This is a genomic window from Paenibacillus xylanilyticus, from assembly GCF_047246825.1.
GTDB classification, from domain to species: domain Bacteria; phylum Bacillota; class Bacilli; order Paenibacillales; family Paenibacillaceae; genus Paenibacillus; species Paenibacillus xylanilyticus_B.
The window spans coordinates 373144-388230 of record NZ_JBFOLB010000003.1 but is presented as its reverse complement, the minus strand read 5'-3'; the positions used below and the strand labels follow the sequence as shown (position 1 = coordinate 388230).

The 15087-nt window shown below is 51.1% G+C and carries 11 protein-coding genes; 5 read left to right on the top strand and 6 right to left on the bottom strand.

Annotation, left to right across the window (positions count from 1 at the left end; all coding sequences use genetic code 11):
- Position 1: 1 nt before the first annotated feature.
- Together cydD and cydC are read left to right on the top strand one after the other, a co-directional pair.
- Positions 2–1876: a thiol reductant ABC exporter subunit CydD gene (gene cydD, locus AB3N00_RS21085; RefSeq protein ID WP_413036341.1), complete on the top strand. Its 1875-nt coding sequence runs from the start codon at positions 2–4 to the stop codon at positions 1874–1876.
- A gap of 1 nt (position 1877) precedes the next feature.
- On the top strand, positions 1878–3782 hold the full coding sequence (cydC, locus tag AB3N00_RS21080) for a thiol reductant ABC exporter subunit CydC (RefSeq protein ID WP_413036340.1): 1905 nt from the start codon (positions 1878–1880) through the stop codon (positions 3780–3782).
- A 169-nt stretch (positions 3783–3951) separates the two neighbouring features.
- On the opposite strand, the gene AB3N00_RS21075 is transcribed toward cydC, so the two are convergent.
- From AB3N00_RS21075 to AB3N00_RS21050, 6 genes are all read right to left on the bottom strand, one after another.
- A complete protein-coding gene (locus AB3N00_RS21075; protein ID WP_175397072.1) occupies positions 3952–4911 on the bottom strand; it encodes an MraY family glycosyltransferase in 960 nt (319 codons plus the stop codon).
- 119 nt (positions 4912–5030) lie between these two features.
- Complete coding sequence (locus tag AB3N00_RS21070) at positions 5031–5846, bottom strand: hypothetical protein (protein WP_413036602.1); 816 nt, start codon at positions 5844–5846, stop codon at positions 5031–5033.
- 468 nt (positions 5847–6314) lie between these two features.
- On the bottom strand, positions 6315–7868 hold the full coding sequence (gene gntK, locus AB3N00_RS21065; protein WP_413036339.1) for a gluconokinase: 1554 nt from the start codon (positions 7866–7868) through the stop codon (positions 6315–6317).
- 276 nt (positions 7869–8144) lie between these two features.
- Positions 8145–8972 (bottom strand): carbohydrate ABC transporter permease, encoded by an 828-nt coding sequence (locus AB3N00_RS21060; protein WP_175396829.1) that lies wholly within the window; start codon positions 8970–8972, stop codon positions 8145–8147.
- 21 nt (positions 8973–8993) lie between these two features.
- Positions 8994–9944, bottom strand: coding sequence for a carbohydrate ABC transporter permease (locus AB3N00_RS21055; RefSeq protein ID WP_413036338.1), 951 nt, complete (start codon positions 9942–9944; stop codon positions 8994–8996).
- A gap of 44 nt (positions 9945–9988) precedes the next feature.
- On the bottom strand, positions 9989–11263 hold the full coding sequence (locus AB3N00_RS21050) for an ABC transporter substrate-binding protein (protein ID WP_413036337.1): 1275 nt from the start codon (positions 11261–11263) through the stop codon (positions 9989–9991).
- 324 nt (positions 11264–11587) lie between these two features.
- Here AB3N00_RS21050 and AB3N00_RS21045 point away from each other — a divergent pair, with 324 nt between their 5' ends.
- The 3 genes from AB3N00_RS21045 (at position 11588) to glpK (ending at position 14740) form a co-directional block, all read left to right on the top strand.
- Positions 11588–12355: a GTP cyclohydrolase II gene (locus tag AB3N00_RS21045; RefSeq protein ID WP_413036336.1), complete on the top strand. Its 768-nt coding sequence runs from the start codon at positions 11588–11590 to the stop codon at positions 12353–12355.
- Positions 12356–12592: 237 nt separating this feature from the next.
- Entirely contained in the window at positions 12593–13171 is a 579-nt protein-coding gene (locus AB3N00_RS21040) for a glycerol-3-phosphate responsive antiterminator (RefSeq protein WP_413036335.1), read from the top strand.
- Between the two features lie 81 nt (positions 13172–13252).
- Entirely contained in the window at positions 13253–14740 is a 1488-nt protein-coding gene (glpK, locus tag AB3N00_RS21035; protein ID WP_413036334.1) for a glycerol kinase GlpK, read from the top strand.
- Positions 14741–15087: the final 347 nt, after the last annotated feature.

Genomic DNA, 15087 nt, shown 5'->3' with positions numbered 1-15087 from the left:
CATGGGACGGGGATTGCTGAAGCTGCCGGGGATTCGGCCCGTACTGGCGCTGGCTTCAGCGCTGGTGCTGCTGCAGGCGATGACGATCATTATGCAGGCAAAATGGCTCGCCGAGGCCATAACAGCATTGTTTGAAGGGTCATCCATAACAGAGCAGTACCCTGTGCTGCTGCTGTTCCTGGCTGCTTTTACTGCCCGTTATGCCATTTCCTTCTGGTTGCAGCGGGTTGCCATGCGTTATGCAGAGAAAACAGGAACCGATCTGCGCAGACAGATGGTGGAGCAGTGGTTTAGGTTGGGCCCGCGTTTTGCCAAAACAGAAGGCACTGGACACCTGGTCACACTGGCACGGGAAGGGACGGCCCAGTACAAAACGTATTTGGAGCTGTTTATCCCCCGTTTGTTGGGCATGGGGTTCACCCCTATTGTAATCCTGTTGTATGTGTTCAAGCTGGATGTCATGTCCGGCATTATTTTGACGCTGACCCTTCCCATATTGATTGTGTTCATGATTCTGGTTGGTCTTGCTGCACAGCGCAAGATGGATGGGCAATTCAAGTCATACAAGGCACTGGCGAATCACTTCGTGGATACGCTTCGTGGACTGGAGACGCTGAAAACGCTGGGACAGAGCGGCAAGCACGTGAATACGATTGTTCGGGTCAGTCAGCGTTACCGTAAAGCGACGATGTCTACGCTGCGAATGGCTTTTTTGTCTTCATTCGCCCTGGATTTCTTCACGATGCTATCGGTTGCCTCTGTCGCGGTAGGTCTGGGTCTGCGGCTAACGGAAGGAGAAATGCTTCTCGGTCCGGCACTTACGGTACTTATTCTGGCGCCGGAATATTTCCTGCCTGTACGGATGGTGGGTGCCGATTATCATGCGACATTGGATGGTAAAGAGGCCGGAGAAGCGATCGAACAGATGATTAAGCGGGGGAAAGCTGCAGAAGAGAGACAGCGGGAGGCGTACGCCAATACTGTTCTTCAAGCAGAAGTAGAGACGGATGTAGCAGGAGTTGTGCATCAGCCCTCTTCCGGCAACAGCAGTGCATACTCTTCTACGATACGTGTTGTACTGCGTGAGGAGAGCACCCGTGACCATGACTATGCCCCTTCATCGAGGTTTTTATGGCATGCGGGCAGCCGACTGGCGCTTACGGATGTGCAAGTGCGGCATGAAGAGGAGGGGCCCTGCTCGTTGGAGGATGTTACATTCCAAATCTCGGGTCTGGCCAAAGTGGGTATCATTGGTGCCAGTGGTTCAGGGAAATCAACTTTGATTGACGTGCTGGCGGGTTTTCAACTGCCCACTTCAGGCCAGGTATTAGTCAACAGTCAGCCCGTATCTCCAGAGATGATGGACTCCTGGAGAACGCAAACGGCAGCCATACCACAGCATCCTTATATATTCAGTGGAAGCCTGGCTGATAACGTTCGCTTCTATGTGCCCGAAGCATCGGATGCAGAGGTTGCCGGTGCGATTGCCGCTGCCGGATTGAACAAGTTGGTAACTTCCTTGCCGAATGGGCTCTATGAGCCGATTGGAGCCGGCGGCAGGCAGCTCAGCGGTGGACAGGAGCAGCGGGTGGCCCTGGCCAGGGCCTTGCTAAGTGCACGGCCAGTCCTGCTGCTGGATGAGCCGACCGCACATCTGGATGTGGAGACCGAGTATGAACTGAAACAGACCATGCTGCCAATATTTGAAGGCAAGCTGGTGTTTCTGGCTACGCATCGTCTGCACTGGATGCCGCATATGGATCACATCATCGTTATGGATGGCGGGACAGTTGCCGAGATAGGAACACATGAAGAGTTGCTGGCAAGACAGGGTGTATACTACCAGATGATTCAGGCCCAAATGGAGGCGGTATGAGATGAAAGCCGGATATGAGCAGACCGAAACGGCTCGGGACGGGAGAAAAAAGAATAACTGGATTGCTCCCTACGTCGCACAGTACCGCTGGAGATTTGCCGGAGTCATTGCACTCGGAACATGCGCTGCATGTTGTGCAGTGCTGCTGCTCTTCACTTCCGGATTTCTGATCTCCAAATCCGCGCTCCGTCCTGAAAATATATTGATGGTATACGTACCGATTGTGGGCGTACGTGCCTTCGGGATTTTCCGTGCTGTGTTCCGATATATCGAACGGTTGGCGGGTCACGATGCCGTGCTGCGTGTGCTCGCGGATCAGCGGGTGAAGCTGTACCGGATATTGGAGCCGCAGGCTCTGTTTCTGCGCTCCCGCATGCAGACTGGCGATGTACTCGGTGCACTCGCGGACGATGTGGAGCGATTGCAGGACATTTATCTGCGTACCGTATTTCCGGCTGTCACGGCGCTAATTCTGTATGGTGCAGCGGTTATTTCTTTTGGTACTGTGGATCTGGGATTTGCATTGTGGGTGAGTCTCTACATGTTATTTCTTGTTGCTCTCTTGCCTGCCATCACTTTAAAGGTGACTTGGAGTCGGAGGGTGCTACTAAAAAGGAAGAACAGTCAGCTATACACCCGGCTGACAGACGGCGTGTTTGGCCTGGGGGATTGGATGGCAAGTGGACGAGCGGCGGAATTCGTCCGCCTTCAGGAAGAGGGAGAAGCGCAGGCAGACTCGGTTCGGTGCAGCCTGCGAAGCTGGACACGGTGGCGTGATCTGATTGCCCAGTGTGTCATTGGACTGATGGTAGTGTCCGTGACATTATGGGCAGGAAGTGAGGTTTTTGCCGGGCAGCTTCCCGCGGTCCTGATTGCGGCGTTTGTACTGGTACTGTTTCCACTCACGGAAGCCTTGCTGCCAGTTTCAGATGCAGTGGAGCGACTCCCACAATACCGAGAATCGCTGGAGCGATTGCAGCATCTGGAGGGTGAGGGGGACATTCATGGTGCCCAATCAGTCGGGACTGACACTGAGCAGGTGGCAGAAGCTTCATCCATGTCCACGGACATGACGAGGAATATACGAGATCAGCGAATCCGCCTGCGGATCCCTCCGAAGCTGAGAGCGGATATTCGGATCGACCGCGTAAGTTACCGGTATGATTCAGAAGATTCCTATGCTGTGCAGGATGTATCTCTTTATCTTCCCCAGGGCAAGCGGTTAGCTATTCTTGGACGCAGTGGCGGCGGGAAATCTACACTTCTGAAGCTGATTCAAGGTGCGCTGCTACCGTCGTCGGCCTCGGCTGTGTTAATCAACGATCAGCCTGTGCAAACGCTGGGTGAGAATGTACCTGATGTCATTGCGGTGCTGAACCAGAATCCGCACCTCTTCGATACGACAGTAGCAAACAACCTGCGGATTGGCCGTCCTCATGCAACCGATGAGGAGATTAGACGTGTGGCCGCCCAAGTGGGTCTAGCCAGCCTTATTGAGTCTCTGCCACAGGGGTACAATACCCCGATGCTGGAGACGGGCATTCGATTTTCGGGTGGAGAACGGCAGCGGATTGCGCTGGCCCGGGTACTGCTGCGGGAGACGCCTGTTGTCATCTTCGATGAACCGACAGTCGGACTTGATCCGGTGACGGAACGCGCACTTATCCGTACCATTTTGGACAGCATGCAGGGCAAAACGATGATTTGGGTTACCCATCACCTCATTGGTGCGGAACAGATGGATGAGCTTATATTTATGGAAAATGGACAAATTGCCATGCAGGGTTCTCACGAACAGCTGCTGGCTCAGGAAGAGCGCTACCGTCGTCTTGTTGAACTCGATCGGCCGGGCTGGGCAGACTGGCAGAAGACGGATATGCCTCTGCCACCCGCAGCTTCCAGGTAAGCGTGATGAAGCATGTCACCAGGTGGCAGGATAATGCAGGTGGCATGACAAAAGTGCTGCTATTCTCCGAATTATATCGTTGATGAAGATCAGCGAAAAGAGACGAGCCAATGAATTCATTGGCTCGTCTCTTTTTTACCTGTATGTTGTAACGTATGCCGCCAGTCCCCTACATCTCCACCAGCATTAGAATAATGGAAGAAAGGCAGAGACAGGTACTGATGAGATACAAGACGCCGACCACCTGCTTGTGGTTTAGCCCTGCACGCAGAAGGCGATAATGGGCCTGGCTTGCATCTGCCTGATAGATGGCTTTACCCTGAATGAAACGTTTGATCACGACAAAAATATTGTCGAAGATCGGTACACCAAGGGCCAAAATCGGGATGAACAGCGACAGCATGGTTGCTTGTTTGAATGCACCGTCAAGGGCAATGACAGCCAGGATGAAACCCAAAAATGTGGCTCCCGCATCGCCCATGAATACCTTGGCCGGAGGTTTGTTGTATTTCAGATAACCAAGCGTTACACCCACGAGCACGATGGACATGAGTGCTGAGTCGCTTTGGCCTTTGGCCAGGGCAACGACAAACAGCGTGACTGCCGAGATCGCCGATAATCCGCCAGCGAGCCCATCCATGCCGTCCGAGAAGTTGATAACGGTGGTTACACCGAAAATCCACAGGATCGTCAGCAGGAATTGCAGCCAGAATGGAAGCATGACGTATTCCGAGGTCAGCGGGTTAACGAACCCGGTGAATGCAATTCCGGAAGCAAATACGAGCACCGCTGCAGAGATCTGAATGATCATCTTGGGCAAGGCAGGGAAGTCTTTGCCTTTTGTTTTGTACCAGTCGTCAATGGTACCAATCGTTAAAAGAAGCATGCCGCCTGCAACCAATGCGGCCGTCTCCATGGATAGCTGCTTCGTAAAAGCAATGTATGTCAGGAAGAATCCAGTAAATATCGCGTAACTCGCCGTCAGCGGAATCGGCTGCCTGTGCAGCTTGCGCTCTACATCCTCCCGAGGCTTGTCCACAAAATCGAGGCGGTGAGCCAATCGGCTAAGCGGAGGAATGAGCAGAAGCACGACAATAAAAGACAGCAAAAATGCCATTATGTATACCATAAAATTGCTTGATTCACTCCCATCTACCATTTTCCCCCTATTATACGAGCTAAAGCGGAAATCTGTCGATGTCATTATTGTAACCAGCACGACTAAACATGCTGCAGAACACTAAGATATTAGAACGTTTGTTGAAGATAGGAGCCGAAGTAATGGTTCGCGGCCTCTGTATTATAGCCGTCATCTCCTTGCCAGGTAGCGGCAAAAATAAAATCACTGGAGCCGCCCTTGCCTTTCCTCGGCTTATCTCCGGGAACAAGCAGACCCGAGGCAGCCCAAATCTCAAGCAGGGCATCCCGTTCCTGTTTGCTCGAAGGGAACAGACCTTTCCATAGCTTCTCAAGCGAGCGGGCGCTATCTCTGGGATCGCCTGTCTGAGAGGCTGCGAGAAGGTGTTCAAGTATGGTTATATCTTCAGGGGTTACCTCGTAGCATAATTCATTGTCGAGACGCAGCAATTCCAGGTCCATCAGGCAGTAGAGCAGCCAGCCATGACGAACGCCGCCCCATTTGATCCGCTCAAAATTCATGACGTTCAGATCGACGTTCACATACTGCTTGTCCGACTGTAGTCGCAGGTAATTGCAATCCCCGCATGAACTGGTATTGGCATGCAGTGCGGGCCGCTCCCCATAGGTGTGCAGAGGCAACTGTGAGGTTAATGCCCAGCTTGAGAGCGCACTGCGTAAATATACTTTTTTGGTGGACAGGCTGTGCACAAAAGCCGAAACAACCCTTTCCTTCATGGTGGTGTCCTGGTGAAGCTGGTGCAGACGATCAACGATCTCGTCATGGGTGATGGTCAGCGGATCGAACATCACATGTTTGCTTTTGGCATATTCAAATTCATCACCAGAGAAGGGTGCAGGAGCAGTCTTCCAGCCGCCACCTCCCCAGAATGTATTCAGCAGTATTTTTGCCGCTTTTTTGTCCAACAATGCAGTTAGCCTCCTGTCGTATTCCATATTCATTCCACTAGACCGGGAATCGGATGTTCAGTTCAACTCTATGAACGTAGCATATTGGACTATCTCTTTCCAGGTTCTAAGGTGCGATTGTTTTGAGTCTGAACCTCGAGTTCGGAGGAGTAGGGATTCATCATTCAGAATATTTTTGTACAAAAGAAATGTACATGAAGAAGGGCCATCCCATATGTCATAAACATGACGGGATGACCCTCTTGAACGTGCAGCAATTCATATTCCTTCTAATGAACTGGAGACACGCTATTCGGTGAATTTTAACAGAAGCGGTGCTCTAACGAATTCCAGGCACTTTATTTGACTACATTATTGGTTCCAGCGCTAGCTTCTGCTGAAATAACGTGGCTGAAGTTTTTTAGCTTCAACATGCCAAGGTTTAACCTCAACATAAGGTGCCTGCGATTCGTTAGCGTGGCAAGCTTACTTCTGATGCATCGTTTTATTTTGAAAAGCGGCGATATCCGCATACTCCTCTTCAAACTTGCGAGAGATCCGGATGAAGATCGGCAGCAATTCCCGGTAGATGCGGACACTGTCCGGGTCCGGCTGATGACGATGCGTTGATCCGATCATGCCGGAGACGGCACTCAGGGAATCAATGCGGCCAAGGGCGTAAAGACCCAGCACAGCTGCGCCCAGGCAGGAGCTCTCAATACTTTCAGGAATGATCACATCCTGGTCGAATATATCCGCCATCATCTGGCGCCACAGTTCGGAGCGGGCGAAGCCGCCTGTTGCCTGAATTTTGGTGGGACGGCCGATTTTCTCCTCAATTGCCAGCATGACGGTATACAGATTGAACAGCACGCCTTCCAAAGCCGCGCGGATCATGTGCTCCTTCTTATGATGAAGCGTCAGGCCGAAGAAGGAGCCGCGAGCATTCGGATTCCAGAGCGGAGCCCGCTCACCTGTCATATAGGGATGGAAGAGCAGACCTTCCGATCCTGGGGGTACATTTTCCGCGACACGAGTCAACACTTCATAAGGATCGATGCCCAGTCGCTTTGCCGTCTCTACCTCGGAAGCCGCAAACTCGTCCCGAATCCAGCGGAAAATGACCCCGCCGTTGTTCACCGGACCACCGATTACCCACGCATCCTCAGTGAGCGCGTAACAGAAGAAGCGGCCTTTTGGATCGGTAACCGGTTTGTCCACTACCGTGCGAATCGCGCCGCTGGTACCGATGGTCACGGCCACAACGCCAGGATCAATGGCGTTCACGCCGAGATTGGAGAGCACGCCGTCACTGGCCCCGATGACAAATGGTGTTTTGTCTGCAATGCCCATTTCCTTGGCGAGCTCCGGGTTCAGACCTTGCTTGAACACATGGGTGGTCGGCACAAGCCGGGACAAATGGTCTGGCGTAATCCCTGCCACATGCAGGGCTTCCTCGTCCCAGTCCAGTTTTTCGAGATTCATCATTCCTGTAGCAGATGCCATGGAGTGATCAATCACGTATTCATTGAACAGCTTGAAGAACACGTATTCTTTCATGGAGATGAATTTATGGGTCTGCTTAAACAGTTCCGGCTGTTCCCGGGTCAGCCACATGATTTTGGTAATAGGTGACATTGGATGGATCGGCGTACCTGTTCTCAGGTAGATTTCGTGGCCGTTCATCTCGGTTTTGAGTGCTTGGGTCCACTCGGCACTGCGATTGTCTGCCCACGTCATGGCCCGCATCAGCGGTTTGCCGTGTTCATCGACAGGCAGGATGCTGTGCATGGCGGAGCTGAACGATACAAACAGGATTTCGTCAGGTTTGACGCCCGCCTTGGACGTGGCCTGTTTAACGGATTCCAGGACAGCTTGGAAAATATCGTCCGCATCCTGTTCTGCAATCGCAGGAGTAGGAGTGTATAGCGGATAATCGGCACCGCCCTGAGCCACGATGGAGCCGTTCTGTTCAAACAGTACAGCCTTGGTGGAGGTGGTGCCGATATCTACGCCGATCATATAGGGTGAAGAAGCCATTTTGTCATCCCTCTTTCTCTAACATATAAGTTAAATGAACGCTGCTGCACGTTAACACTCCGGGTACAGAAAGCCTTCTGATCGCTGTTATTCCCAAATTTCTTGGATCTCCTCTTCAAAGGAAGAAATTTGGTTATAAACGCGAACGTTGCACTTCCTCAGGTCCTTTCTGTCCCCTCCGTATACGTGTTGCTTCTCATCCAACTTATATGGCATCTGGTATTTATCTATAGATAAGAATATCAGACTTGAGGGATGGATCAAAATGTCGGTGCCTTAGTCCTTCACAGCTCCTGCAGCAATATCTGAAATGAACTGGCGGCTGATGAACAGGAACATGATGATAAGCGGAATAACCGCGAGCAGTGTACCGGCAATGACCATGGCGTAGTCCGTATTGTACAGACCGTTTAATTGGGAGAGGGCAATCTGCAGCGTGTATTTGCGCTCATCTGTCAGGACAATAAGCGGCCACAGGTAGTCATTCCACACACCGATAAAGGTAAATGCTCCGAGAAACGCAAACGCAGGTCGCAGGATTGGCAGCGCCACGTTCCAATAGAGCCGGAAAAAATTACAGCCGTCAATCCGGCCCGCATCGAGCAGGTCATTAGGTATGGACTCCGTGGCATACTGGCGAATCCAGAAGATGCCGAAGGCGTTCACCATGCCCGGAATGATGAGGGCCTTGAAGGAACCGACCCACCCGAACGTAGCCATGAGCACGAAGGAAGGTACCAGCGACAGCTGGGAAGGCACCATCATGGTGGCGAGCAGCAGGACGAAGAGCCACTTTTTGCCCGGGAATTCAAACTTCGCAAACGCAAAACCCGCCAGTGAATCAAAGAACAACACCAGTACCGTCACCATGCCGGATACAAACAATGTATTTACAAATGCGCCCCAGAAGTCAATTTGCTCCAGCACCCGGCTGATATTATTCCATAGTTCTCCCCCGAACCAGAGCTGGGGCGGAAAGGCGTAAATGTCGGACGTCGTCCGGGTGGACATTACAATTAGCCAATAGAACGGGAACATGGAAATGAGCATGCCCCCGATAAGACCGGTATACAACACCAGCGATTTGAGGTGTTTGGACGTCATGAGCGCTCCCCCCTTGTCACATCAGGATGATTTGCCTTGAACGAGCTTCCAGTTCACGATGGAGAACAGGGCGATAATGAGGAACATGCCCCAACCGACCGCTGCACCATAGCCGAAGTAATTGTTAATAAACGATTCGCGGTAAAGGTACAGAACGATGGTCATCCCGGCCGCACCTGCTCCGCCGTCGTTGCCCACGAGAATCTGGGGTTCGGTGAACAGCTGCATGCCACCAATCGTTGATGTAATCACCGTGAACAAAATGACAGGTCGCAGCATTGGAATCGTAATTCGGAAAAAGGATTGTATCCCGGATGCACCGTCAATTTTGGCTGCTTCATACAAGGTTTGCGGAATGCTCTGAAGTCCTGCCAGGTAAATGACCGCGTTGTAACCCGTCCAGCGCCAGACCACCATGGAGGAGATGGCCACCTTAATGCCCCAAGGGGCATTAAGCCATTCCACGACCGGAAGCCCGACCGACTGCAGCAGGTAGTTGAGGAAGCCGTAATTGTTGGCAAACAGCGCGCCGAAAATGATCGCCACGGCCACGATGGAGGTGACATTCGGCAGGAAGTAACCGACTCGAAACAGCGTACGGAACTTCACGAATGGCGCATGCAGCAAAAAGGCCACGATCAGCGCGAAAAACAGCATGGGTATGGTAGAGTAAATCCAGATCATGAACGTATTGCCCACAGCCTGCCAGAACTCGGCATCAGTCAGCATGTATTTGAAGTTGTTCAGCCCGTTGTATGTCATTACTCCGATTCCGTCCCACTTATGGAACGCCAGATACAACGAGAAACCGATGGGGAACAGGCCAAACACGGCAAACAGAACATAAAACGGAGAGATCGCAACATATAGAGCACGATGCTCCCAAATCTGGGACAGGAGAGATTTCTTCCGATCCAGGTCCGGACGCACGGCTCCGGGTTCGGGAGTGAGGCGAGGTTCGGTGACAGCCATATGAATTCCTCCTTTGCGGATATCGAACACACACGTTCTTCAGGTTAACGCTGCAGTTCCCGCTCGACGCGGTGTACGGTATCGGTCCAGACCTGCCCGGGATCGGCATTTTGCTTCGCGACATCATTCAGCCGCCGGGTAATAATGTTGTGCACCGATGGGTATCGTTCACCAAAAAAAGCATCTGGAACTTGCTGTGCCGATTCGGCAAATACAGGCCCCGTCGCCTGTCCGCCGAAGAAGGGCTCTTCTTCTTTCATTGCAGGTGAATCAAACACGCCTGGTGCGGAAGGGAAAAGGTTCAATGTTTGATATTGCTCCAGTTGGTTTTCCGGACTCTGCAGCCAGCGAACCAGCTCGAATGCTTCCTGAGGATGCTCACTGGATTTCAGAATGGACAGGAACGAACCGCCGTTATTGCCGTCTCCTCCAGGAGCGCGGGCTACCCGCCACTTACCGGATGTATCCGGCGCAGCTTCCTGCAGCACCTGTTTCATCCAGACAGCACCTACGAATGATGCAATTTCCCCATTGTTCATCGCTGCATTCCAGCCTGGCGTCCAGCCGTCCGCATTGGCAAGCAGTCCTTTTTGTTTAAAATCAATGGATGTATCCCAGCTTGTTCGTACGAGAGGGGAGTCCATTCCGATAAACGAACCATCCGGACGGAAGTAACGTTCAGCCCCTTGGGACAACACTTGATTGTAAACGCTTCCAATGTTATCGGTCAGATAAACCTTTCCTCCGAATTTCTTCTTGATCTGTTCTCCGGCAGCAGCATACGCCTCCCAGCTGTTCAGCTGACGGGTAACCTCTTCAGGCTCGGAAGGAAGTCCAGCTTCCTTGAACAGGTCTGCACGGTAAAAGAGTGCTGTCGGTCCCGTATCCATCGGAAAACCGATCATCTGTCCGCTTGGTGTCACACCTTGCTTCCATTTCCATTCCAGGTATTGGTCTTCGATATCCCCTGCACCGAGGTCATATAGATTATAAAAACGGTCCTCACTGGGGAAGAGCTCCATGATCCAGTCATTTAAGGCCACAATATCCGGCTCACCTGATTTGGCTGCCAGCGTTGTCTTGAGCTTTGCCTTAAAATCACCACCGATCTTTTGAGCGGTCAGCTCAATATTGGGGAACTTTTCCCTGGCCTTGGCAATCAGCTTATCATCAATGGAACGGTTCCAGTACCATAGTGTAAGCGCTACCTTTTTGTTGTTCGCAGAATCGTTTTGTCCTGGCCAGATGGAGCATCCGCTTATAAGCAGGACGCAGACCATCATGATGGCTGTCCAGCAAGTTTTTTTCCCGCGGATCATGTGCACAACCCCCTCATCGTTAAGTTCGAGGCATGAAGTACTTTGGACTACAACATCATTCTATGAGCAGTTTATAAACTCATACCCAATATTCCAAAAATGAAACACAAATTTGTGTCGGTTCCATATCATAATTTTATTAGTTACTTTAAAAACAAAAGTTACTTGACACAATATAATTTTTATTTTAAACTTGCTTACATAAAGTAACTAATGATGATGACAATAATATAGATACGTACTATATCCGTCCGATGATCTTTTTTCGGTCTTGATGCGACTCAACCAGCATATAAAATGGCTTAACAGGAGGAACTTATCATTATGATCAATTCACATATTATTCAACTACTTGCCCCCAAAATCCAGACTTTTCCGAGTGGAAAAGAATTTATATATCTGGTTGGGCCGATCAAACTGCCGGTCAATTTGGATGGAGAGACACGCACATTCCAGTGGTACAGCTGGCTGAAATCGGATAAGGTGATGGACAGCGGCGAGCTGATTGAATCGCTGGCGACTGCCGAACTGGCGGAGCGTCAGCAATCGAGCGTGCTCGTGTATGGAGATTTTGCTGAAGCACAGGAAGCGCTGATCCGCATGCACAGCATCTGTCATACCGGCGATATTTTTGGCAGCAAACGCTGTGATTGCGGCTTCCAGCTGGAGCAGTCCATGAAAATGATCGCAGCCCATGGAGCGGGTGCATTGTTCTATCTGGCGAACCATGAAGGCCGCGGTATTGGTCTGTTCAGCAAAGCGATGGCGTACATTCTGCAAGAAGAAGGTTTGGATACCGTGGATGCCAACCTTCAACTCGGCTTTACGGACGATGCGCGTAACTATGATGATGCCATTGCCGTATTGCGTGCACTGCGTTCCGCACCAGTTACATTGATCACCAACAACCCGCGGAAGCTGGCTGCATTGCAGGAAGCAGGACTGAATGTGGGCGGACGTGTTCCATTGTGGGGAGACCGCTCGGCTTTCAATGAGAAATATTTGCAGACCAAAGTAAGCCGTTCCGGTCACTTGGCAGAGAATGATGGCTGGGCCGGGGCAGAAGCGCTGCTTCCGCATGCACAGGCTTAACGTATAGTCCATATACGTTAACACTGCATGATTTTTCGGTTGGAAACGTCATGTTGTATAACCGACAGGCTGGCCGTTGTTGTTCACTTCTTCAGAGGTGTGCAACAACGGCTTTTTCGTGTTTAGTACGGAGCACTGCATTCCATTGGATCCAACTTGTGATGCTTGGCTCTGCTTGCCGATCTACCATGCGGATTATACAATATAGGCAATCTGAGTAATGCAGGAGGAACGATTGTGCCATTTGAGGGACAGAGTATGTTACCGGCTGCCAAGAGCATGAAGCAGTTCGAAGCAATTATTGACGGCCCTTACACGTATGGGGTTCTGCTGGATACCCATATTGCTCAGTTGGAGAGTTTGCTGGATGAGGCTCGGCGCCGCAGCAAGAAAATACTGCTCCATGCCGATCTGGTACAAGGGCTGAAGAATGACGAGTACGCGGCAGAATATCTGTGTCAACATATTCGTCCGGCAGGATTGATTTCAACGCGGGCGACCGTGATTCAAAAAGCGAAACAAAAGGGGATTACCGCCATTCAGCGTGTGTTTCTGCTGGATACGAATGCATTGGAGAAGAGTTATCAATTGCTGGCGAAAACAAAGCCGGATTATATTGAGGTGCTTCCCGGCGTTATTCCGCATATTATTACGGAGGTGGCAGAGCGGACAGGAATCCCCATTATTGCCGGTGGACTGATCCGATCCGCCCAAGAAGTCGAATTGGCGCTGGAGGCTGGAGCAACAGCGGTAACGACGTCCAATTTTGACCTGATCCGACACTTTGGGGAATCGCTTACAAGATCGAAACAGTAGCATAACTCAATGCATTGCATCAATTCAGGCAGCTCCGCTGGAACCGAATGATGCCATATGCTTACACAGGAGGTTGTCTATATGGAAAAGTATATTATGGCTCTGGATCAGGGAACTACAAGTTCCCGGGCCATTTTGTTTAACCGGGATGGGGAGATTATACATATTGCGCAGCAGGAATTTCCGCAGTATTTTCCCAAACCGGGATGGGTCGAGCAGAATGCGAATGAAATCTGGAGTTCCATTCTTGCGGTGATGGCTTCATGTCTGGCAGAGAGCGGAATCAAGCCCGTCCAGATTGCCGGAATCGGGATTACGAATCAGCGTGAGACGGCCGTGGTGTGGGACAAAGAAACGGGTCGCCCTATTTATAATGCTGTAGTTTGGCAATCGAGACAGACTGCTGGGATATGTGAAGAGCTGAAGTCCCAGGGGCTGGCTGACCTTTTTCGTCAGAAAACGGGTCTGCTCATTGATCCCTATTTTTCCGGTACCAAAGTCAAGTGGATTCTGGACCATGTACCAGGAGCGCGGGAACGTGCTGCGCAAGGGGAGCTGCTGTTTGGCACGATCGACAGCTGGCTCATCTGGAAGCTGAGTGGAGGTACACATGTGACGGACGTGTCCAATGCTTCCCGCACATTAATGTATAACATCTATGATCTGCAGTGGGATGATGAACTGCTGGGCATTCTCGACATTCCAAAAGCGATGCTCCCAGAAGTACGGGGCTCCTCTGAGGTGTACGCACATACGATGGATTATCACTTTTTCGGTCACCGGGTTCCGATCGCGGGAGCAGCAGGCGACCAGCAAGCCGCCCTGTTCGGGCAGGGATGTTATACCAAGGGCAGTATGAAAAACACATACGGCACTGGGTGCTTCATGCTCATGAATACCGGGGAAGATCCGGTGCAGTCCGACCATGGACTTATTACAACGATTGCCTGGGGCGTGAACGGTAAGGTGGAGTATGCATTGGAAGGCAGCATCTTTGTTGCAGGCTCCGCAATTCAGTGGCTGCGCGATGGGTTAAGAATGCTGCGCTCCTCAAAAGATAGCGAGGATTATGCCACAAGGGTGCCATCCACAGATGGTGTGTATATGGTACCGGCCTTTGTGGGGCTGGGCAGTCCGTATTGGGACAGCGAGGTTAAGGGGGCTGTATTTGGCCTGACACGCGGAACAACCAAGGAACACTTTATCCGTGCTGCGCTGGAGGCATTAGCCTATCAGACCAGAGATGTGCTGGCTGCCATGGAATCCGACTCGGGCATCGCTGTCGATTCATTGCGTGTCGATGGCGGTGCAGCGGCGAATGACTTTCTGATGCAATTCCAGAGCGATATTTTGGGGATTCCGGTTGAACGCCCTTTGGTAAACGAGACAACTGCTCTGGGGGCGGCCTATTTGGCAGGTCTTGCCGTAGGATACTGGGAAAGCACCGAGGAACTTACAGATCATGAGAACACGGAGCGTGTGTTCAATCCGGTAATGGCGGAGGAAACAAGGAACGATTTGTACGCAGGCTGGCAGCGTGCGGTAAAAGCTGCGATGGCCTTCAAGTGAGTATGCTAATTTAACATGGGCATTTGTACTTTTTCATTAAACAAATTCAATAGTTGATATTTATTGGTGGAAAATGATGCATAAATTACAGGGTTTATTTTCCTGGATGAGGAAATGAATATGCCCATTAAAAGGAAAACAAAAAGGTTAGTGGGTCAGTTTGAAATTACATCCTTAGGCAGAACATCTTTTTGAAATTTTTTTGAATAATGTGTCATTTCAGGCCTTCACGCCGCTCAAAATGTGTGATAGGATTAAGGCACAAGTTAAAAAATGATGTCTGGAGATCGGGAGAGACCACGTACCGCTCAGCAATTGCTGTAGCGAATGACGTGGTCTTTTTTTGT

Coding starts and splice junctions, on each gene's coding strand:
- cydD (WP_413036341.1), top strand. CDS start 2: ATGGGACGGGGATTGCTGAAGCTGCCGGGGATTCGGCCCGTACTGGCG.
- cydC (WP_413036340.1), top strand. CDS start 1,878: ATGAAAGCCGGATATGAGCAGACCGAAACGGCTCGGGACGGGAGAAAA.
- AB3N00_RS21075 (WP_175397072.1), bottom strand. CDS start 4,911: ATGGTATACATAATGGCATTTTTGCTGTCTTTTATTGTCGTGCTTCTG.
- gntK (WP_413036339.1), bottom strand. CDS start 7,868: ATGGCTTCTTCACCCTATATGATCGGCGTAGATATCGGCACCACCTCC.
- AB3N00_RS21060 (WP_175396829.1), bottom strand. CDS start 8,972: ATGACGTCCAAACACCTCAAATCGCTGGTGTTGTATACCGGTCTTATC.
- AB3N00_RS21055 (WP_413036338.1), bottom strand. CDS start 9,944: ATGGCTGTCACCGAACCTCGCCTCACTCCCGAACCCGGAGCCGTGCGT.
- AB3N00_RS21050 (WP_413036337.1), bottom strand. CDS start 11,263: ATGATCCGCGGGAAAAAAACTTGCTGGACAGCCATCATGATGGTCTGC.
- AB3N00_RS21045 (WP_413036336.1), top strand. CDS start 11,588: ATGATCAATTCACATATTATTCAACTACTTGCCCCCAAAATCCAGACT.
- glpK (WP_413036334.1), top strand. CDS start 13,253: ATGGAAAAGTATATTATGGCTCTGGATCAGGGAACTACAAGTTCCCGG.